The organism is Ruegeria sp. N8, assembly GCF_056531325.1.
This window is the reverse complement of record NZ_JBQFLQ010000002.1, coordinates 171,764-190,989: the sequence shown is the minus strand read 5'-3', so window position 1 is coordinate 190,989 and position 19,226 is coordinate 171,764. Positions and strand designations below refer to the sequence as shown.

The following is a 19,226-nucleotide window of genomic DNA, read 5'->3' as shown; positions in this document are numbered from 1 at the left end:
AAGAAAGCAGCAGGGCAGTCTTTCATGACCGATCAGGATCCACGCTATATCAGCATTACCCCTATGAAAAACGAAGGCCCCTTCGTGCTGGAATGGGTGGCGCATAACCGGGCGATAGGCGTGGACCAGATCGTGGTGATGACCAACGATTGTACTGACGGCACAGATGCTCTGCTAGGACGGTTGGATGAGCGTGGGATCGTCACCCATGTAGACAACAACTCGCGCCGCCGGACCAGCCCGCAGAAACGCGCCTATAATGCTTTCATGCGGATGGACATCGCGCGCCCGCAAGACTGGGTCATTGTGATTGACGCGGATGAGCATATCAACGTCAAGACCGGCGACAACACGCTGCGCGCGCTGACGCAGGCGATCCCCGAGGCCAGGACCATCTCGATGACATGGCGGCTTTTCGGCAATGCGGGGGTCGAGCGGTATGAGGATCGGTTTCTGTCGGACCAGTTCCGGCAGGCCGCGCCCGAGCGGATTTTTCGACCTCCGCAAGCGTGGGGCTTTAAGACGATGTTCCAGCGAGAGCTTTGGGACGCGCTGGGCGTGCACCGGCCCAAGCGCCCGACGGTCGAGACGATGGAGGAATGTCATTGGTACAACGGCTCAGGTAAACGGATGCCTGACCGGTACTATGACAAAAGCTGGCGTTCGGCGCGGGATTCGGTGGGGTATGACCTCGTGCAACTGAACCACTACGCCCTGAAATCCTGCGAGAGCTATCTGGTAAAAAAGATGCGCGGGCGGGCGCATCATTTGGGTGAAAGCCTTGGCATGGAATACTGGAACATGATGAACCAGAACGCCGAGACGAACACATCCATCGATGTCATTCTGGATCGCAAACGGACGATTTACTACGAGATGCTATCCGACCCCGAAACGGCGCGTTTGCATCATAAATCCTGTGACCTGCATCGCCAGCACATTGCCCAGCTGCGCGAACAGCCTGAAATGCGGGAATTGATGCAGCAGATGACATCGGGGTTCGAGGTCAGCCAGCCGTGAGGCAGGGTTTGGGCAATAAGGCGAGGGCGCTCTGATGCTGTGGCTACATCTGGGCATGCCCAAAACCGGCACGACCGCTTTGCAGGGGTTTTTGCGCGACAATTCTTCAGCTCTGGCGGATGCGGGTCTGCACTATATGGAGGCCGGGCGCAGGCGGTTGGAGGGTAAAACCCGACTGGTGATGAGCCACAACATCATCGCCTTTCACATCAACCAGACCAATGAGCCCATGGACCCGTTCCGCGCAGCCATGACCAGTGAATTCGACGATCATGCGGATCGGACCTGCCTCGTGTCGTCCGAGATGTTTTATTCGGTGGATCTGGAGCGTTTGGCGCAGGTATTCGCGGAAATCCCGGCACGGGCGCTGCGGATCACCTTCTATTGCCGCCGCTATTCCGATTTCTTCGAGGCCGACTACAAGCAGCGCGCCAAGAACGGTCGTTTGGTGAATGCGGGTTCGGGCTATATCAAGGCGCAGCTTGCGCAGATCGAGGCCAATCCGGCGCAGTATAGTTTCGCCGCCAAAGTTGCCGACATTCGCACCGCTTTTCCCGGTGTCACCGTGGTGCCGATGCTATATGACCGGGCTGAGATGACGAATGGCCATGTGGTGGCCGATTTTTTGACGCGGGTCGGGACTCCGGTCGCGGATGACCTGATGGGCCAGCAACCTGCCAATCCGTCCCAGTCACGTGCCGCGAGCGAAGCCTTTGGTATCGTGACCCGCGCAATGGGGCGCAGGAAAAGCCGTCAGTTGCGGCGGACCACACTGGATTATCCAGTCATGGTGCGCCGCAACGATGTGCTGGAACCGGACGAGCGCGCGTGGTTGGATGACTACATGGCTGGCCAAGACTTGTCCTTTCAGCGGGAATTCTTCCCTGATCGGCACAGCCTGTTTTCGCAGGTCGAGTTGAGCGCGCAGGAACAGGCCTTTCGCCGAGACACGCCGCAGGAATATGAGGCGCTAAGGACGGCATCCGAAATCGTGTTCCGTTTGGCGCTAGAGGCGCAGCCTTAGGGTAAAGTTACCAGCCAGTCAGCCAGCTTGTCACCGATTAGGTGCGGGTTGTCTTCCTGTATGAAATGAATGCCCGGCCCGATATCGACGGTCTGCAAGTTCTGGATGGTCTCGCGGCACCACGCGACGCCATCTTCCCGGATCGTACCACCAGGGCTGGCATAAAACAGCAACATCGGTATTTCGGTCTCACCCATCCATTGACTATAGGCGCTGACGATCTGGTGTATGTCCGAGGGAGCGCCATCAATCGGTATCTCGCGGGGCCAGACCCGCACTGGTTGGCGGCTGCGCGCGGTTGGGTAGGGCGCGCGGTAGGCGTCCATCTCTTGCTGGGTCAGGTCGCGGACAATGGCGCTGGGCAGGATTTTTTCGACAAACATGTTCAGACCCGAGATCAGCGCCCATCCCAGTCCCGGTGTGCGCATCATCTTGAATCCGGCGCGGAAATCAGAGGGGAATGCGGCCCATGTCATCGGGCGAATGATCCCTTCCATAAACGCGATGCCGCGGATGTTTTCGGGATGTCGGCTTGCATAGTGAAACCCAAGGGCCGAACCCCAGTCGTGGATGACCAGTATTACATTCGTCAGACCCAGCGCCTTGATGAAACCGTCGACAAAGGGGAAGTGATCGACAAACCGATAGGGGATGTCGGGTTTGTCCGATTTGCCCATACCGATCAAATCCATCGCAATGGCGCGATGGCCCTTGGCAGCATAGGGGATGATATTGCGCCACAGATAAGATGAGGTCGGGTTGCCGTGCAGAAACAGAACTGGTGCGCCTTCGCCCTCATCCACATAGTGAATTTTCTGGCCGTTGACCTCGACATATCTGGAGTCGAACGGAAATTCGGCTGAGATCGGCTTTTCGGAATGCATTGAAGGGGCCTTTCTGAGGTGCGCGCATGTAAGGCGCTGCGGATGCGTGACCATAGCAGTCCTTTTCGGCAGTAGGATAAACAATCGCGTTAGTCGCTAAAGGCGCTGGGCGGCATGGTCTTCCGATTGTAGCATTCATTTGCCCTTCTGGTCGGGGCCGCAAACAGGAAGGAGCAGCCCGTGGTCGATATCCCTAAGCCCTCAGCCCGGATTGAACTGCTTTCGCGTGCGGCACATCCCGGTTTGATGGATGCTGCGACCGATCCCGATTTGCTGATCGTACTGATTCTGGCCAATCTGATGAGCGACCGGCTGTGGCATATCCGAGATCAGATCCTATCCCGCGTGGACCCGACGGGTCGGGACCTCGCGCCAACCAGTCAGATCACCCATGAGATGCTGGAGTATATCGACCGCCATTTCACCCATGACTTCCCCATGGGCACGGCAGATCGTGTGGGGCTGCTGAACCTTCAGGATGAAAGGGACCGGCTGGGGGCAGAACCTGTCGACCGCATCAAGGCGCAGCTTTGGCGGCACGTGACCCGCCGCCGTTCGGACGGGTTGTTGACCCCCGCGCTGGACATCTTTCCGGTGCTCGAACGAGATCAGTTGCCGCTTTACATCTACAATACAATCGATGGTTTGCATGCTATGTCGCGTCTGATGGGCCATAAAAAGCACCGGCCTATTGGTGTCACCGTTTGCGCGGATGAAGCTACGCTGACAACGTCGCTGGCCACAATCCTGCACGGTATTTCGCTGGTGGATGCTTTTATGGTCGGCTCTCCGGGCCACTACACGACGTTGTTGCAAAAGGACGGCCAGCGGTTCTGGTGCAACGGAAAGCCGGAGTATTTTGATCAGGCCGGGTGGCAGAGGCTCACGAACGGCCCGGATGCCGCCGACCCTCTGGCCGAGTTTGACCGACGCGTGCCCTATGCCGACAGGTTTATCACCATGTACGGAACCTTGGTGCTAGACGGCAGGCCAAGTGCGATTCCGTCAGAGCAATTGGATCGCTTCAATGCGGATTGCAGGGCGTTTTTCGGGATTGAGCTGCCGCCGTTCCGAACACTTCGCCACCAAGGCGTGAGCTTCGTCCCTAGCCGGGCGACAACCGAACAATTGAGGCGCTTTGACACGCTGAAAGGCGCAGACGAGGTGCGCAGCCTGTTGACCGAGCTTGCGGCTTCGGATGATCTCTCGGTCTTTGGAAAGGCGCGGTATTGCTATCGGGATGTGTCGATTCAGGCGCCGGGGGCGTATCTGGCGAACTCTTTGCGCGGACCGAAACTGCGGCAGGCGGCGCAGGAAATTGATGGGGTGGAGGCCGCGCTGGACCGGATCAGGCGGATCGCGGGAGATGTCAGTATCTATGGCCGCCGCGAGAGGATTGCGATGGCCGATGAAGTGCTGTTGTTTGATACGGGCGATGATGTGGACCGGGGGCTGTTGCTGCTATCGTTGGTTCTGGCCTCGCCAGGCATCGACGCAGAAGCGAAGCGCGCCATGCAACTTATCGCTACGAAAGAGGCGACGTTTCTGACCTTGGGCCATACCGTTCTGGATGTCGCAACGTTGAAGCAAACCGATGCAGCGGTTGGCTCGACCCTACTGCGGTTGAGCGTTGAGTCGCTGACCGCGATCTAGGGCTACTCCACTACGATCTCTTGCCGTTGCCGTCCGGTTGTCTTGTCGAATATCAGGATGCGGTTGTCGTCCGTGACCACGGCGTACCAGTTGTTCCCGATGGTGACCGCCAGCGCCTTGGCGCCGTTTGGCAGCTCGATCTGATCGGGCAGGGTGGGGGTTCTGTCCGATAGCCGGATGACAATCAGCGCGAATGTCACTAGAACGCCGCCAATCATCACCGCGGTCAGCAGCATGACCATCCGCCGCAGCAATCGAAGCTGAGGCGTTTCCTGCGGTTCTTGCGGTTCGGAAGGGACAGTCATGGGCACTCGCCAGATTGAATTTCAGATCGCGGCAGATCCGCCGCCACGCCTTGATAAGGCGCTTTCGCGCGATGTGCCACCCGAGGAAAATCTGTCTCGCACGCGTCTTGCCCGATTGATCGAAGAAGGTGCCGTGTGGATCAACGGAACCGTGGCCAGCGATCCCAAGGTAAAAGTGGCCGAGGGCACATCTGTCACGATTGCGGTGGCCGAGGTCGAAGACAGCCATATCGGCCCCGAGGATATCCCGCTGGAGGTGGTGTTCGAGGACGCCGATTTGATCGTCATCAACAAACCCGCAGGCATGGTAGTGCATCCTGCACCAGGCTCGCCCAATGGAACGCTAGTGAATGCTCTGCTGCATCATTGCGGAGATGACCTGTCGGGCGTGGGTGGCGTAAAGCGTCCGGGTATCGTGCATCGAATTGACAAGGAAACCAGCGGCTTGCTGGTCGTCGCTAAATCAGATGCCGCGCATCACGGCCTGGCCGCCCAATTCGAGGCGCATACGGTCGAGCGCTATTATCGCGCGGTGTGCTACGGTGTTCCCGACGCCAACGATCCCCGTTTGCGCGGTGTGAAGGGTGTCAGTTTTGAGCCCGGCAACATCATGCGCCTGACCACGCAATTGGCCCGTCACAAGACCGACCGACAGAGACAGGCGGTTCTTTTCCATGGCGGGCGTCATGCCGTGACGCGGGCGCGGGTGGTTGAGACATTTGGCGACCCGGCGGGATTGGCCTTGATCGAATGCTGGCTGGAAACGGGCAGAACGCACCAGATTCGCGTGCATATGGCCCATGCGGGACACGGTTTGGTGGGCGATCCCGTCTATGGCGGCAAACGCAAGCTCGCGGCCAACGCGTTCAGTACTGATACCGCCGAAGCGGTGCGCGCCTTCCCGCGACAGGCTTTGCACGCCGCGGTTCTGGGGTTCGAGCACCCCGTCACTGGCGATATTTTGCGGTTTGAGGCTAATTTGCCGGAAGACATGGAGAAACTGATTGATAAGCTGCGCGCGCCGTTGTCATAATATGCGCACACTCGTGAGTAACGCGTTCTTATCTTTTCTTTATCGTTGGTTAATACCACTCTGTTAGCGCTGCCTCTTGAATGAATCGGGACGACCTCCCATATCCTATGTTAACAACTTAAACATTTGTCGGAGGGACATGAATTATGGCAAATTACGCAAATCTCCCCGCGCCGACGCCCGAGGGTGGCCTGAACCGCTACATGCAGGAAATCCGCAAGTTTCCGCTGCTGGAGCCGGAAGAGGAATACATGCTGGCCAAGCGCTGGGTCGAAGAGCAAGACACTGAATCGGCTCATAAAATGGTTACGTCGCATCTGCGCCTGGCAGCTAAGATCGCGATGGGTTATCGCGGCTACGGTCTGCCGCAGGCCGAGGTGATTTCCGAGGCCAATGTAGGCCTGATGCAGGCGGTCAAACGGTTCGACCCGGAAAAAGGGTTCCGTCTGGCGACCTATGCGATGTGGTGGATTCGTGCCTCGATCCAGGAATATATCCTGCGGTCCTGGTCGCTGGTGAAGCTGGGAACGACCTCGGCGCAGAAAAAGCTGTTTTTCAACCTGCGCAAGGCCAAGGCGCGTATCGGCGCGTTGGAAGAGGGTGATTTGCGCCCTGAAAACGTGGCGCAGATCGCCAACGATCTTGGCGTGACCGAAGAGGAAGTCATCAGCATGAACCGCCGGATGTCTGGTGGTGATGCCTCGTTGAACGCGACCGTCGGGTCCGAAGGCGAAGGTACCATGCAGTGGCAGGACTGGCTTGAGGATGAAGATGCCGATCAGGCAGGCGACTATGAGGCACGCGACGAGTTGGACGCACGCCGCGAATTGCTGGCCGCCGCGTTGGAGGTTTTGAATGACCGTGAAAAGGACATTCTGACTCAGCGCCGCCTGATGGATCAGCCTGTGACGCTGGAAGAGTTGAGTACGCAGTATAACGTCAGCCGCGAGCGCATCCGTCAGATCGAGGTGCGGGCCTTCGAAAAGCTGCAAAAGAAAATGCGCGACCTTGCGCGCGAGAAAGGGATGCTGGGCCAGATGTAATCCGGCCGGAGCGAACCAAAGCCCGCCTGAGACGGCGGGCTTTTTTGCGTCCAATACCGTTTAAGGTCTCGCTCTCTGATAAGTGATGTGTTGACGTCAGAAATGGCCAAAAATGCCTGACTTCGCGCCTAGACGTTGCTAAAAGAACCGAGATTGGACCGTTAGCGATAACGGCCATACTGAAATTTGGGAGGGACTTATGCAAAACCCGGTTCAATGGGGCGTTCTGGGCGCCGCGAATTTTGCGCGTCGGTTTATGGCTCCGGCTATTCACGCGGCGGAAGGCGCGCGGCTGGCCGGATTGGCAACGTCAAGCCCGGCCAAGGCCGAACCGTTTCAGGCTTTTTGCCCCGATCTGACCGTTTATGACAGCTATGATGCGCTGCTGGCCGATCCGCAGATCGATGCGGTTTATGTCCCGCTGCCCAATCACCTGCATGTAGAGTGGTCGCTAAAGGCCTTGGATGCCGGTAAGTACGTGTTGTGCGAGAAACCCATGACCATGCAGGCGTCCGAGTTCGATGCGCTGATCGCCAAGCGGGATGAGACAGGACTGTTGGCTGCCGAGGCCTATATGATCGTGCATCACCCGCAGTGGCAGTTCGCCAAAAAGCTGATCGCGGATGGGGCTATTGGCAAACTTATCCATGTGACCGGTGTGTTCACCTATGACAATCGCGCCGACACTGGCAACATCCGAAACCGCCCCGAAACTGGCGGCGGCGGGTTGCGCGATATCGGCGTTTACACGATCGGTAGCGCTCGGTTTGTCACTGGGGAAGAGCCGGTCGAGGTCCGCTCGACGATCCGATGGGAAAACGACGTGGACGTGTTCACCGAGATTAATGCGCGCTTCCCCGGATTTACCTATTCGACCTATGTGTCGACCCGGATGCACCCGCATCAGGCGATGGAGTTCCACGGCGAAGGCGGTGTAATCCGTTTGACCGCGCCGTTCAATGCGCGGGTTTTTGACGTGGCGCAGGTCGAGTTGCATCGTCCGGGGCTGGAAGTGCAGATCACACGCTTTCCCGGTGACGATCAGTACATATTGCAGGTCGAAGCCTTCGGTCGATCCGTGCGGGAAGGGGCGACCTATCCGTGCCCGTTGGAGTTCTCGCGCGGGACGCAGGCGATGATTGACCAGGCGTTTGAGGTGGCGGTCTCACTCTGACTTGCCACGCGCGGGTCCGGCAGCCTAATCTGGTCGTCACCTGAACAGGAGACGACAATGGCAGGCGGCTGGGCGCGTGATGGCGCGGTGAGTGAACAGATCGAGGCGTCGATATCCGACGAACTGGCCCGGATGCAGGCGCAAAAGCGCCCTCAGGGCGAAAGCCTAACCCATTGCGCAGAATGCGAAGAGCCGATCCCCGAGAAGCGCAGACTTGCCCTGCCGGGGGTGAAACTCTGTCTGGATTGCCAGCAGGATAGGGATGGCGCGTTCAAAGCGCGGTCCGGGATCAATCGACGCGGGTCCAAGGACAGTCAGTTGAAATAACCCATGCCTGTGCCCATGCCAAAACAGCCCCTGTTGCAGAATGGATTGGTTCTTGGGTTCCTGGCTGCGTTCTTGTGGGGTACGCATAGCGTCATCGTGCGCTATCTGACCAGCGATCTGGGCGGGTTGCAAATCGCGGTCTCGCGCCTGTTCATCGCGGCGTTGGCGATTTATTGCATGTTGCGTCTGATGCGGGTGTCCGTCTCAGTCCGGTTGGGTGACTGGAATTTCCGTCTGGCCGTGTTGTCGACCGTCATGAACTATATCCTGTTCCACATCGGGCTTGAACATACCGGCGCGGCCAATGCGATGGTTTTGGAGAACACGGCACCCTTTTTCGTGCTGGTTTTCCTTTATTTCTTTGCGGATACACCGGTTACACGAACCGATGTTCTGGCCACAGCTTTGGCCATTCTGGGCGTTTTTCTGACCGTTTTCCGGGATTTTCAGGGAGGCGGAGAGCCCTTGTTCGGGGATATTCTTGAAATCGGAGCCGGGCTAAGCTGGGCTGTCTTCCTGATCTCAAGCAGTCGGGCTATGCGCAATTCGAAATCGACCGGAGAGCGGCTGAATTTCCTGTTCGGCATCTTCTTGTGTTCCGGGGCACTTCTGCTGCCGCTGGCCGCGTTTTCGATGCAGGTTCCGTCCGCCAATGACGTGGTGTTCCTGATCTTGCTGGGCGTGCTGCCGACCGCCTGCGCCTATTACCTGTGGTACGAGGCTGCTGCGCGGGTTTCGACATTGACCGCAACCTTGATGTTTGCGGCCTCGGTCGTGTTCACCTTTGTCAATTCGGCGCTGTTTCTGGGGGCCGCAATCACGCCGATTGCAGCCCTTGGGGGTGTGCTGATCGTGGCGGCCGTGTTTTTGACCACCAAAAACCAGAAATGATCAGCCCTCCATCGCTTCCAATTCGTCGATAAAGCCCGAGATCATCGACAGGCCCTTGTCCCAGAACTTGGGATCGCTGGCGTCAAGCCCGAACGGGGCCAACAATTCCTTGTGGTGCATCGAACCACCGGCGCGCAGCATGTCGAAATACTTGTCCTCGAACCCATCGGACCCGCTTGCGTAGACGGAATAGAGGGCGTTCACCAATCCGTCGCCAAACGCGTAGGCGTAGACGTAGAAGGGCGAGTGGACGAAGTGTGGGATATAGGCCCAGAAAGTCTCGTACCCGTCCATGAATTCGAATGCCGGGCCAAGGCTTTCGGCCTGAACGCTCATCCACAGGGCGTTGATGTCGTCGGGCGTTAGCTCGCCTTCGCGGCGGGCGGCGTGGAGTTTGCATTCGAAATCATAGAACGCGATCTGGCGGACGACCGTGTTGATCATGTCCTCGACCTTACCGGCCAGCAGCACTTTGCGCTGTTCGGGGGTTTCGGCCTGATCCAGCATCTTGCGGAAGGTCAACATCTCACCAAAGACCGAGGCCGTTTCGGCCAGTGTCAGTGGGGTAGAGGACAGCATCTCGCCCTGACCGGCGGCCAGTACTTGGTGGACACCATGACCTAGCTCGTGCGCCAGGGTCATCACGTCGCGCGGTTTGCCCAGATAGTTGAGCATCACGTAGGGGTGCACGTCGGTCACGGTCGGGTGGGCAAATGCACCCGGCGCTTTGCCCGGCTTCACGGCCGCATCAATCCAGCCCTTGCTGAAGAAGGGGGCAGCAATTTCGCCCATGCGCGGGTCAAACGCGTTATAGGCATCCATCACGGTCTTTTCGGCCTCGTCCCAGCCGACGATGCGCGTGTCTTCCATCGGCAAGGGCGCGTTGCGGTCCCAGACCTGCATCACATCCAGCCCCAGCCATTTGCGCTTGAGCTCGTAGTAGCGGTGACTCAGTTTAGGATAGGCGGCAACCACAGCTTCGCGCAGAGCCTCAACCACTTCAGGTTCCACGTCGTTTGACAGGTGGCGACCGGTTTGAGCGGTTGGCATATTGCGCCAGCGGTCTACGATTTCTTTCTCTTTGGCCTGTGTGTTGTGAACGCGGGCAAAGGTTTTGACGTTGTCCTGAAACACCCGCGCCAATTCGCGGGCGGCGGTTTCGCGTTTGCTCCGGTCCTGCTCGGTCAGTAGATTCAGGGTGCCTTCGATGTTCAGCTCTTCGCCTTCGATGTCAAAGGTCAGGCCGGCGATGGTTTCGTCAAACAGACGTTCCCATGCATCGCCAACAACGCCCAGATCGTGCAGGAATTTCTCCAGCTCATCAGACAGTTGATAGGGCTTCATCGCGCGGATGCGGCGAAAGACGGGTTCGTACCGGCCCAGATCCGCATTGGCGTCAAACCGGGCTTTCAGCGCGTCATCGTCGATACGATTGAGCTCGAGCGTGAAGAACACCAGCGGCGTGGTGAAGATGGTGATCTTTTCCTGCATATCCGACAGGAACTTGGCGCGGTCCGCATCGGTGGTCAGCTGGTAGTACCGCAGACCGGCGAAGGACATGATTCGCCCGGCAATGGCGTTGATCTTTTCGTTTCGTAGGACGCATTGCAGCAGTCCATCGGCATCCAGATCGGCCAGCTTGCCCTCGTAGTCTGCGGCAAAGGACGCACATTCGCCTTCCAGCCAGTCCAGATCGCGCGACAGTTCCGGCGCCTCTTCCGAGCTGTACAGATCCGTCAGGTCCCATTCCGGCAGGTTGCCAAGATTGTCGGACCCGCCGACTGCGTTTGCGTCACGGACGGGGAAGGGAAGGTCGCGCATGGATCACCTCGAAATAATAGCTTTCGCCAACATCTAGGCGCGCCGGGCAGGGATCACAAGCGGGGTGTTAGTCAGACAGGGCAGGTTCGCGTTCAGCAGCCATGAAATGCGCCGCCAACTGGTCGAAAACGGGGCCTCGGACCTCTGGGGCTTCCATCAAAACCTCGTGTTCGCCGTCGGGGATTTCCACCAGCGTGCCGCTGGGCCAGTTGGCCATGCGGGCGCGGATGGCCTTGCGGTCCACGATTTGTTCATGGGTTCCCAGGAAAGTCAGGCAGGGGGTCTTGGGCGCGGGTTGGTCCATCAGCCACGCGCATTCGTCCAGCGCCTCGCGCAGCCAGATGGTGGAGGGCGCGCCCAGCGTTAGCTCGGGGTGCGCGTTCAGTTGATCTTGCATCATCTTGTACATCGCCGGATCGCGGGTCAGTACGTTGCCTTCGAACGGTTGCGACAGCACATAGCTTTCTAGCGATGTGGTCGGTGGAGTCTTTTCCCCCAACCCCAACCGAGGCCCCCAATAGGCGGTCAACCGGCTGAGCGGTTTCATCAGCGGAGTAAAGAAAATCCCCCACATCGGCCCGGTAAAGGCACATGTAGCGAAGTGATCGCTTTCGATCACGGCCCGCAGCCCTATGGCGCCGCCCATCGAATGCCCGATGAGGTGCCATGGCTTTGGCAGATCCAGCTCAATAGCAAGGTTCAGCGCGGCCTGAACGTCTTTCTGATAATCCGGTATCGTATCGACATGACCGACTCGTGGGTCATCCAGCAACCGATCCGCAAGCCCCTGACCTCGCCAGTCGATTGTCAGGAATGCAAAGCCACGACCGACAAATTCGCTCGCGGTATCGCCGTATTTTTCTATATATTCCGTGCGGCCAGGGAACATGAACACCGTGCCGCTGCTGTTGGTTTCAGGTTGCCAATGGGCCACCCGAATGCGGACATTATCCGTGGTGTTCAACCAGTGGGCCTGTCCGCCGGCTGGGGCACCGGCCACGTCTTCGAACAAGGGGGCCGGTGACGCGTTCATCAGGCTAGCGCCGATGCCAGTTGCATGGCGACACCCATGTCACCATCGACGGTCAGCTTGCCGGACATGAAAGCACCAGTCGGGTTCAACTCACCACTGAGGATTTGTTCGAACGTGTCGACATCCGCGCTCATGGTGACGTCGGCCTCTTCGTCGCTGACGCGCGCGCCGCTGCCGTCCAATACGATTGCACCCAGGCCTTCGATGGCGAACTTGGCGGATGCGCCAAAGCCGCTGTCGGCCAGTTTTTCGTTCAGCGCCGCTGCGGCTTTTTCCAGAGTGTCGCTCATGGTTCTCCTCACTTTGATTTGAGCGCAGGGAATGGACATCCCACTGCGCTACGCTACACTGAACGTTGTTATGAGCATTGCAAGCATCAATCTCAAAGGTATCGTCGCGGCAACCGCGCTCCTAGTCACGTTTTCCATCCCTTGTCTTGCACAGCAGGCCGACTCGCGGGATGAAGCCGAGCTATTGCAGCAATTGGCGCAATCAACACCTGATCAAGCGATTGGCATCGATCGTCAACTCAAGTCGCTTTGGTCGCTGTCGGGGTCGGCTTCGGCAGACCTGTTGTTGGAACGAGGACGCGAGGCGCTGGAGGATGGCGATACCAAGGCCGCCATCGAGCATTTGACGGCGCTGACCGATCACGCCCCGGATTTCGCCGAAGGATGGCATGTGCGGGCGTCGGCCTTTTTCGGGATCGAACGCTTTGGCATGGCGGCGGCGGATCTGGAATATGCCCTGTCGCTGAACCCCAACAATTACGAGGCGATCTACGGATTGGGATTGATCTTTGAAATCGTGGGTCAGCCCGATAAGGCGCTGCAAGCCTATGAGCGCGCATTGGCTATACATCCCCATCATGAAGAAGTAACCAATGCGGTGAATCGACTGAAGCCTCAGGTCGAGGGCTCGGCCCTCTAAGGGGCAGGGGGCAAGAGTGAGCGGGTCATCCCGAATCGTGGCCGTACTGGGTCCGACGAACACAGGCAAAACGCATTACGCGATTGAACGTATGCTGGGCCACCGGACCGGTATCATTGGCCTGCCGCTGCGTCTGCTCGCGCGCGAGGTTTATGACAAGATCGTCGCCATTCGCGGGCCGTCGGTCGTGGCGCTTGTCACGGGCGAAGAGCGCATCGTGCCGCCACGCACCCAGTATTGGGTCTGTACGGTCGAGGCGATGCCCGAGGGTATGGGCGCCGATTTCGTGGCCATCGACGAAATCCAGCTGTGTACCGACCCCGAGCGCGGCCATGTCTTCACAGACCGTCTGTTGCGGTCGCGCGGCACAAGCGAGACGCTGTTCCTAGGCTCGGACTCCATGCGTGGTCCCATATCAGCGCTGGTGCCTGAGGCACAGTTTGTGCGGCGCGAACGGATGTCTCAACTGGTCTATGCCGGGTCGAAAAAGATCAGCCGGATGCCCCCGCGCAGTGCCATCGTCGGGTTCTCGGTTGATAACGTCTATGCCATCGCGGAACTGCTGCGTCGTCAAAAGGGCGGGGCGGCCGTGGTGATGGGGGCGCTCAGCCCGCGTACGCGGAACGCGCAGGTCGATCTCTATCAGAATGGTGAGGTGGATTATCTGGTCGCCACCGACGCAATTGGGATGGGCCTGAACCTGGATGTGAATCACGTCGCGTTTTCTTCGCTGACCAAGTTCGACGGTCGGAGGATGAGGCCACTTGCCCCCAACGAACTGGCCCAGATCGCCGGCCGGGCCGGGCGCGGCATGTCGAATGGCACGTTCGGTGTTACGGGCGAGGCCCCGCCGCTGGATGACGGTGTGGCGCAGGCCATCATGGACAGCCGCTTTACGCCGATGAAAAAGCTGAACTGGCGGAATGCCGCTTTGCGGTTCGGATCCATCGAGGCGCTGATCAACTCGCTTGAAGTCAGTCCGGACATTGAAAACCTGCTCAAAGCGCGGCCCGCCGACGACTTGAACGTGCTGAAATCGCTTTCACAAGTGACCGAAGTGATGGCCCGCGCCAGCGATCCGCAATCCATCCGCTTGTTGTGGGATGTATGCCGAATCCCCGATTTTCGCGGCATCAGCCATTCGGAACATGCCAGCCTGCTCGAGGTGATCTACGGCCATCTGCACGAACGCCAGTCGATCCCTGATGACTTCATGGCGCGGCAAATCCGCCGGATTGACCGGACAGACGGAGATATTGATGCGCTGTCCAAACGGCTGGCATATATTCGCACCTGGACATATGTTGCGCAACGAAACGGATGGGTGCGTGACGAATCCCATTGGCGTGAGGAAACGCGCACTGTAGAAGACAGGCTGTCAGATGCATTACATGACCGTCTGACCCAACGATTTGTGGACCGGCGCACATCCGTTTTGCTGCGGCGGCTCAAACAGAAGGAGGCCCTTTTGGCCGAAGTAAATGACAAGGGTGAAGTGACTGTCGAAGGCGAATTCGTCGGTCGTCTGGAAGGGTTCCGGTTTAGCCCGGACAAAGCCGCGCAGGGGACCGAGGCGAAAGCTTTGAAATCGGCCTCGCTGCAAGCTCTCGCGCCGCAATTCCATCTGCGTGCCGATCGCTTCTACAACGCGCCCGATACCGAAATTGATTTCACCGAACAAGGTGGCCTGATGTGGGGCGAATATGCCGTTGGCAAGCTGGTTGCCGGGGCCGAGCCGCTCAAGCCTATGGTCGAGGTTTTCGTAGACGAAGCCGCAGGCCCCGATGTCGAACAGAAGGTGCAGCGCCGGCTGCAGCATTTCATTGACCGTAAGGTGGCCGCGCTGTTTGAACCGCTGCTGAACCTGTCGCGAGACGAGGAACTCAGCGGTCTGGCCAAGGGCTTTGCATTCCGCATGGTCGAGGCATTGGGCATCTTGCCGCGTGCGCAGGTCGCGCAAGAGGTCAAGGATCTGGATCAGGACGCTCGCGGTGCGCTGCGCAAGCACGGTATCCGCTTCGGTCAATTCACGATCTTCATGCCGCTGCTGCTGAAACCCGCGCCGACGCGCTTGCGTCTGGTTCTGTGGGCGCTGTCCAGCGGCTTGCAGGAATTCCCTGAAGCGCCGCCTCCGGGTCTGGTTACGGTCCCCGTCGCTAAGGACGCGCCGCAAGGGTATGACACCATGTGCGGTTACCGCGACGCCGGTGAGCGCTCGATCCGTATTGATATGCTGGAACGTCTGGCAGACATGCTGCGGTCTGAGGACAGCCGAGGCGGGTTCGAAGCCAAGCCCGACATGCTCTCGATCACCGGTATGACGCTGGAACAATTTGCCGACCTGATGCAGGGCTTGGGCTATAAGGCCGAGCGGGGTGAGCGTGAAAAGGTCAAAGCCGCGCTTGCGGAACAACCTGCGGCGGAAGCGCCCGAGCAACCTGCTGCTGAGGAAACCCCGGCAGATGCAGTTGCGACAGACGATGCGCCCGCACCCGCCGAGGCGCTAGCCGAGGCCACCGAAAGCACCGAGGCAGCAGCCGAGGCTCCTGCCGCAGAACTCGCAAGCGATGAGCCTGAAGTTGAAGTGTTCTACACCTTCACATGGGGCCGTCAGCGCCAGCAGAATCGTGGCCCGCGCCGCGAGCAGGGGCAGGGCAAGGGCAAGCCGCGTGGCAAACCTCAGGACGGTCGCGGCAAGCCGCACGGCAAGAAGGGTGGTAAACCGCAGGGCGCGAAATCCTTCTCGTCCCGACCGCCCAAGAAAGAGAAAGCCATTGATCCCGACAACCCCTTCGCCGCTGCGTTGATGGGGCTGAAGGACGGCAACTAAGCACGGATGTCCGAGGCCAAGCTGCGGATCGACAAATGGCTGTGGCAGGCGCGGTTCTTCAAGACCCGCAGCCTGTCCGCCAAACAGGTCAGCGGCGGCCATGTGCGTGTCAACGGTAACCGGGTTCTGAAACCGGCGACAGCTATCAACCCCGGCGATGTTCTGACCTTTCCTCAGGGCCGCATTGTGCGTGTTGTGCGGGTGGAAAAACTGGGTGAACGGCGCGGTCCGGCCCCCGAGGCACAAACGCTATATACGGATTTGACCGAAAAGCAGGACAAGCCGCTGCAAAATCCAAGCTTTGAAGGAAAAGGTCGTCCAACCAAGAAAGATCGGCGCGCGCTTGATCTTTCTCGCAATCAAGATAGCTGATCCTATCTTGAAGCTGACGCCATACTGATTTAGCTAGACGCCCAAAGCGCAAACGGGAATCCGACCATGACCTACGTTGTCACTGAAAACTGCATTGGCTGCAAATATACCGACTGTGTCGAAGTATGCCCGGTGGATTGTTTCTACGAAGGTGAGAACACGTTGGTCATCCACCCCGATGAATGCATCGACTGCGGCGTGTGCGAACCCGAATGCCCCGCCGACGCAATCCGCCCCGATACCGAGCCGGGTATGGATGAATGGGTCGAGTTCAACCGAAAATACTCGGAAATGTGGCCGGTCATCGTGACCAAAAAAGACCCCTTGCCAGAAGCCGAGGAACGCGACGGCGAAGAAGGCAAGATGGAGAAGTACTTCTCTGAAGCGCCCGGCGAAGGTGGCTAAGCGATTCGCTCTCTGAACCCAGTGGTTTAGATGCCGAAACAACGCCGCAACCTTATGTTTAATAATGATTTTATCGGCTCATTGGTCGGTAGCGCTTTTGTGTGTCGCATTTTTGTGATATACTTCGTAGCTGAATGATGACTGAGCTGGGGATGACTCCGTAAGTATGGACGCTTTGGAGTTCTAATTTTTTGACAAACAAACTGCCTGACCGGGCCTTCAAGGCACGGTTTTGGGGTGTTTTGTCGTTTTTTTGTCTGGCTCTGCTAACCAAGGATGAACCTGAATGTCTAAGTCGAAAAAGCTTGAGTTCCGCCCGAACGATTATGTGGTCTACCCCGCGCATGGTGTGGGTCAGATTATCTCGATCGAGGAACAGGAAGTTGCCGGGTATTCGCTTGAGCTGTTTGTGATCTCGTTCGAGAAAGACAAGATGACCCTGCGGGTGCCGACCAACAAGGTGACCGAATCCGGTCTGCGGTCGCTGAGTTCGCCCGACGTGATCTCTCAGGCGATGAAGACGTTGAAGGGCAAGGCCAAGGTGAAGCGCGCAATGTGGTCGCGCCGGGCGCAGGAATATGAACAGAAAATCAACTCGGGCGACCTGATCTCGATCGCAGAGGTGGTCCGCGACCTGCACCGCACTGACGATCAGCGCGAACAAAGCTATTCCGAGCGTCAGCTCTATGAAGCTGCCTTGGAACGTCTGACCCGTGAAGTTGCAGCCGTATCCGGCGCCGGTGAAGTGTCGGCCGCCAAGCAGGTGGATGAGGTGCTGACCTCGCGCGCTGCCTGATCGCATTGCTTTGAATAGTTTGGGCCGCTCCTGTTGGGGGCGGCCTTTTTTATTTTCTACCTCTTCGTTTGGGGGTATTTTCCCAATAGGTAGAGGCGTCTAGATGGCCCAGATAAAGAAAACGCTCAAATATCTCTATATCGGACATGACCCGGTTTCGGTCTGGTTCCGCTACGGGCTGATCCTGTTCGACGCGGTGACAATCGTGTTTTTTGTCGCCACTGCGCATATTTCACACGGTCCTGGGATCACGATCGCCAGCATGTTCGTCGGGTTCCTGATCCTGCTGGACTTTTCGGCGCGCCTATGGATCGCGCGGGACCGGCGCAAACTGTTCTTCAAGATTTACACCCTGGCCGATCTGGTTGTGATCGTGTCGCTAATGCTCGACCCATTCCTTTCGGGCAATCTGGCCTTTCTGCGGATTCTGCGCGCTCTGCGCCTGATCCATTCCTTTCACTTACTGCGCGATCTGCGCCGCGACGTCCAATATTTCCGCACCCATGAAGACGCGGTTATTGCCGCCATCAATCTGCTGGTCTTTGTATTCGTGACCTCGACTGCCGTTCTGGTCTTTTTCATCCCCGAGGACAGCCAGACCCCCTATATTGACGCTTTGTATTTCACCATGGCGACGCTGACGACAACGGGGTTCGGCGACATCACGCTGGACACACCGGGCGGTAAGCTGATTTCGGTCTTTATCATGGTGGTTGGGGTGGCGCTGTTCGTGCGGCTGGCGCAGGCGATTTTCATGCCACAAAAAGTACGGCACAAATGCCGAAGCTGCGGCTTGTATCGACACGACCCAGACGCTGTGCACTGCAAACATTGCGGCGAAGTGTTGCGGATCGAAACTGGAGGCGCGTCCTAAAGCGCCGCCGCCAGCGCTATCAGAATGGCAAGCTCGGTCATCACCTGCGTTGCGCCCAACACGTCGCCGGTCTGTCCCCGAATTTTGGATCTGGCGACCAAACCGATGGCGAACGTAACAATAGCGGCGACAATCAAAGCCTTAAATGCGGTGGCACCAGTCAAGATCAGGGCCATTGCGAGGGCAAAGGCAGCCCCGATCCCAGTAGTGGACGACAGGGGAGCGCCGACCGAATGGCTCAGACCAGCGTTTCTGGCGTTGGGCAGGGCAGTCATCAATATCGGCATCATTGCGCGCGACAGGATGCAGGCAGTCAGTATGCCTCCGAAAGCGCCAGTTGCCAGCAAGGGGGCGATCAGCGCAACGCGCAGGGCTTGCGACAAGATCAGGGCAAGAACGCCATAAGTGCCGATGTGGCTGTCTTTCATGATCTCAAGACGTCGGGCCGGGTCAAACCCGCCCCAGAACCCGTCTGTGGTGTCAGCCAGCCCGTCCTCGTGCATGGCCCCGGTACACAGGATCAGCACTGCAACCAGTATGACGGCGCAGGCCAACGGGGGCAGGCCCCAAGCCGATCCGACCCATCCCGCCGCACAGGCCAGAGCGCCGACAACGAAACCGGCGAACGGAAACGCCCAGGCGGCCAAGACCTGACGATCAAAAGCATCCTCGGGCAGGCGCGGGATCGGTAAACGCGTCAACAGGACCAGTGCCAGCAGTATATCCCAGTGGGAAATGAGTTTGGTGTCGTTTTTTAGCACTCCCGCGCCTTTCAGGGTCTTGTTGCTTTGGTCGCTTCGGTTAAACACAC

At 58.4% G+C, this 19,226-nt stretch carries 20 protein-coding genes; 14 read left to right on the top strand and 6 right to left on the bottom strand.

Annotated features, from left to right (window positions below; translation table 11 throughout):
• The first annotated feature begins 24 nt into the window (after positions 1–24).
• Positions 25–1,020 carry a glycosyltransferase family 2 protein gene (locus ACR0C5_RS04995; protein ID WP_170769433.1) on the top strand — a complete coding sequence of 332 codons (996 nt, stop codon included), beginning with the start codon at positions 25–27 and terminating at the stop codon, positions 1,018–1,020.
• A 34-nt stretch (positions 1,021–1,054) separates the two neighbouring features.
• Complete coding sequence (locus ACR0C5_RS04990) at positions 1,055–2,044, top strand: hypothetical protein (protein ID WP_480874987.1); 990 nt, start codon at positions 1,055–1,057, stop codon at positions 2,042–2,044.
• On the opposite strand, the gene ACR0C5_RS04985 is transcribed toward ACR0C5_RS04990, so the two are convergent.
• Positions 2,041–2,928, bottom strand: coding sequence for a haloalkane dehalogenase (locus ACR0C5_RS04985; RefSeq protein WP_480874984.1), 888 nt, complete (start codon positions 2,926–2,928; stop codon positions 2,041–2,043). The genes ACR0C5_RS04990 and ACR0C5_RS04985 overlap by 4 nt on opposite strands.
• Before the next feature lie 180 nt (positions 2,929–3,108).
• Between ACR0C5_RS04985 and ACR0C5_RS04980 the strand changes: the two genes are divergently transcribed.
• Positions 3,109–4,581, top strand: coding sequence for a hypothetical protein (locus tag ACR0C5_RS04980; RefSeq protein ID WP_480874981.1), 1,473 nt, complete (start codon positions 3,109–3,111; stop codon positions 4,579–4,581).
• A gap of 2 nt (positions 4,582–4,583) precedes the next feature.
• On the opposite strand, the gene ACR0C5_RS04975 is transcribed toward ACR0C5_RS04980, so the two are convergent.
• Positions 4,584–4,886, bottom strand: coding sequence for a DUF6476 family protein (locus tag ACR0C5_RS04975; RefSeq protein WP_480874979.1), 303 nt, complete (start codon positions 4,884–4,886; stop codon positions 4,584–4,586).
• Here ACR0C5_RS04975 and ACR0C5_RS04970 point away from each other — a divergent pair.
• The 5 genes from ACR0C5_RS04970 (at position 4,885) to ACR0C5_RS04950 (ending at position 9,354) form a co-directional block, all read left to right on the top strand.
• Positions 4,885–5,919 (top strand): RluA family pseudouridine synthase, encoded by a 1,035-nt coding sequence (locus ACR0C5_RS04970; protein WP_480874977.1) that lies wholly within the window; start codon positions 4,885–4,887, stop codon positions 5,917–5,919. The genes ACR0C5_RS04975 and ACR0C5_RS04970 overlap by 2 nt on opposite strands.
• 146 nt (positions 5,920–6,065) lie before the next feature.
• The gene (gene rpoH / locus ACR0C5_RS04965; protein WP_170750687.1) at positions 6,066–6,962 is read left to right on the top strand and encodes an RNA polymerase sigma factor RpoH; all 897 of its coding nucleotides are present in this window, start codon (positions 6,066–6,068) and stop codon (positions 6,960–6,962) included.
• Positions 6,963–7,161: 199 nt separating this feature from the next.
• Entirely contained in the window at positions 7,162–8,136 is a 975-nt protein-coding gene (locus tag ACR0C5_RS04960; protein ID WP_170788491.1) for a Gfo/Idh/MocA family protein, read from the top strand.
• Positions 8,137–8,193: 57 nt separating this feature from the next.
• Positions 8,194–8,463: a DksA/TraR family C4-type zinc finger protein gene (locus ACR0C5_RS04955; protein WP_170352835.1), complete on the top strand. Its 270-nt coding sequence runs from the start codon at positions 8,194–8,196 to the stop codon at positions 8,461–8,463.
• A gap of 15 nt (positions 8,464–8,478) precedes the next feature.
• Positions 8,479–9,354, top strand: a complete 876-nt coding sequence (locus ACR0C5_RS04950) for a DMT family transporter (RefSeq protein WP_480874973.1) — start codon at positions 8,479–8,481, stop codon at positions 9,352–9,354.
• Here ACR0C5_RS04950 and ACR0C5_RS04945 read toward each other — a convergent pair whose 3' ends face one another.
• The 3 genes from ACR0C5_RS04945 to ACR0C5_RS04935 form a co-directional block, all read right to left on the bottom strand.
• Positions 9,355–11,175 (bottom strand): M3 family oligoendopeptidase, encoded by a 1,821-nt coding sequence (locus ACR0C5_RS04945; protein WP_480503007.1) that lies wholly within the window; start codon positions 11,173–11,175, stop codon positions 9,355–9,357.
• A 67-nt stretch (positions 11,176–11,242) separates the two neighbouring features.
• The gene (locus ACR0C5_RS04940) at positions 11,243–12,208 is read right to left on the bottom strand and encodes an alpha/beta fold hydrolase (RefSeq protein ID WP_170788494.1); all 966 of its coding nucleotides are present in this window, start codon (positions 12,206–12,208) and stop codon (positions 11,243–11,245) included.
• Positions 12,208–12,498, bottom strand: a complete 291-nt coding sequence (locus ACR0C5_RS04935) for an SCP2 sterol-binding domain-containing protein (protein ID WP_170769445.1) — start codon at positions 12,496–12,498, stop codon at positions 12,208–12,210. The genes ACR0C5_RS04940 and ACR0C5_RS04935 overlap by 1 nt, the downstream gene beginning before the upstream one ends.
• Positions 12,499–12,568: 70 nt before the next feature.
• Between ACR0C5_RS04935 and ACR0C5_RS04930 the strand changes: the two genes are divergently transcribed.
• The 6 genes from ACR0C5_RS04930 to ACR0C5_RS04905 all read left to right on the top strand — a co-directional run bounded on the left by ACR0C5_RS04930 (position 12,569) and on the right by ACR0C5_RS04905 (position 18,415).
• Complete coding sequence (locus ACR0C5_RS04930) at positions 12,569–13,138, top strand: tetratricopeptide repeat protein (protein ID WP_480503006.1); 570 nt, start codon at positions 12,569–12,571, stop codon at positions 13,136–13,138.
• 16 nt (positions 13,139–13,154) lie between these two features.
• Positions 13,155–15,968 carry a helicase-related protein gene (locus tag ACR0C5_RS04925; protein ID WP_480874968.1) on the top strand — a complete coding sequence of 938 codons (2,814 nt, stop codon included), beginning with the start codon at positions 13,155–13,157 and terminating at the stop codon, positions 15,966–15,968.
• Positions 15,969–15,974: 6 nt separating this feature from the next.
• The gene (locus ACR0C5_RS04920; protein WP_170769448.1) at positions 15,975–16,340 is read left to right on the top strand and encodes an RNA-binding S4 domain-containing protein; all 366 of its coding nucleotides are present in this window, start codon (positions 15,975–15,977) and stop codon (positions 16,338–16,340) included.
• 66 nt (positions 16,341–16,406) lie between these two features.
• Positions 16,407–16,745 carry a ferredoxin FdxA gene (gene fdxA / locus ACR0C5_RS04915; RefSeq protein WP_170769449.1) on the top strand — a complete coding sequence of 113 codons (339 nt, stop codon included), beginning with the start codon at positions 16,407–16,409 and terminating at the stop codon, positions 16,743–16,745.
• A 286-nt stretch (positions 16,746–17,031) separates the two neighbouring features.
• Positions 17,032–17,541 carry a CarD family transcriptional regulator gene (locus tag ACR0C5_RS04910; RefSeq protein WP_170381457.1) on the top strand — a complete coding sequence of 170 codons (510 nt, stop codon included), beginning with the start codon at positions 17,032–17,034 and terminating at the stop codon, positions 17,539–17,541.
• A gap of 103 nt (positions 17,542–17,644) precedes the next feature.
• The gene (locus ACR0C5_RS04905; protein ID WP_170769450.1) at positions 17,645–18,415 is read left to right on the top strand and encodes a potassium channel family protein; all 771 of its coding nucleotides are present in this window, start codon (positions 17,645–17,647) and stop codon (positions 18,413–18,415) included.
• Here the strand turns inward: ACR0C5_RS04905 and cobS are convergent.
• A complete protein-coding gene (gene cobS / locus ACR0C5_RS04900; protein ID WP_480874964.1) occupies positions 18,412–19,176 on the bottom strand; it encodes an adenosylcobinamide-GDP ribazoletransferase in 765 nt (254 codons plus the stop codon). The genes ACR0C5_RS04905 and cobS overlap by 4 nt on opposite strands.
• Positions 19,177–19,226 lie beyond the last annotated feature (50 nt).

Bases quoted from the DNA above. Each gene is read 5' to 3' on its own strand.
- ACR0C5_RS04995 (WP_170769433.1), top strand. From the start codon at position 25: ATGACCGATCAGGATCCACGCTATATCAGCATTACCCCTATGAAAAAC.
- ACR0C5_RS04990 (WP_480874987.1), top strand. From the start codon at position 1,055: ATGCTGTGGCTACATCTGGGCATGCCCAAAACCGGCACGACCGCTTTG.
- ACR0C5_RS04985 (WP_480874984.1), bottom strand. From the start codon at position 2,928: ATGCATTCCGAAAAGCCGATCTCAGCCGAATTTCCGTTCGACTCCAGA.
- ACR0C5_RS04970 (WP_480874977.1), top strand. From the start codon at position 4,885: ATGGGCACTCGCCAGATTGAATTTCAGATCGCGGCAGATCCGCCGCCA.
- ACR0C5_RS04975 (WP_480874979.1), bottom strand. From the start codon at position 4,886: ATGACTGTCCCTTCCGAACCGCAAGAACCGCAGGAAACGCCTCAGCTT.
- rpoH (WP_170750687.1), top strand. From the start codon at position 6,066: ATGGCAAATTACGCAAATCTCCCCGCGCCGACGCCCGAGGGTGGCCTG.
- ACR0C5_RS04960 (WP_170788491.1), top strand. From the start codon at position 7,162: ATGCAAAACCCGGTTCAATGGGGCGTTCTGGGCGCCGCGAATTTTGCG.
- ACR0C5_RS04955 (WP_170352835.1), top strand. From the start codon at position 8,194: ATGGCAGGCGGCTGGGCGCGTGATGGCGCGGTGAGTGAACAGATCGAG.
- ACR0C5_RS04950 (WP_480874973.1), top strand. From the start codon at position 8,479: ATGCCAAAACAGCCCCTGTTGCAGAATGGATTGGTTCTTGGGTTCCTG.
- ACR0C5_RS04945 (WP_480503007.1), bottom strand. From the start codon at position 11,175: ATGCGCGACCTTCCCTTCCCCGTCCGTGACGCAAACGCAGTCGGCGGG.
- ACR0C5_RS04940 (WP_170788494.1), bottom strand. From the start codon at position 12,208: ATGAACGCGTCACCGGCCCCCTTGTTCGAAGACGTGGCCGGTGCCCCA.
- ACR0C5_RS04935 (WP_170769445.1), bottom strand. From the start codon at position 12,498: ATGAGCGACACTCTGGAAAAAGCCGCAGCGGCGCTGAACGAAAAACTG.
- ACR0C5_RS04930 (WP_480503006.1), top strand. From the start codon at position 12,569: ATGAGCATTGCAAGCATCAATCTCAAAGGTATCGTCGCGGCAACCGCG.
- ACR0C5_RS04920 (WP_170769448.1), top strand. From the start codon at position 15,975: ATGTCCGAGGCCAAGCTGCGGATCGACAAATGGCTGTGGCAGGCGCGG.
- fdxA (WP_170769449.1), top strand. From the start codon at position 16,407: ATGACCTACGTTGTCACTGAAAACTGCATTGGCTGCAAATATACCGAC.
- ACR0C5_RS04910 (WP_170381457.1), top strand. From the start codon at position 17,032: ATGTCTAAGTCGAAAAAGCTTGAGTTCCGCCCGAACGATTATGTGGTC.
- ACR0C5_RS04905 (WP_170769450.1), top strand. From the start codon at position 17,645: ATGGCCCAGATAAAGAAAACGCTCAAATATCTCTATATCGGACATGAC.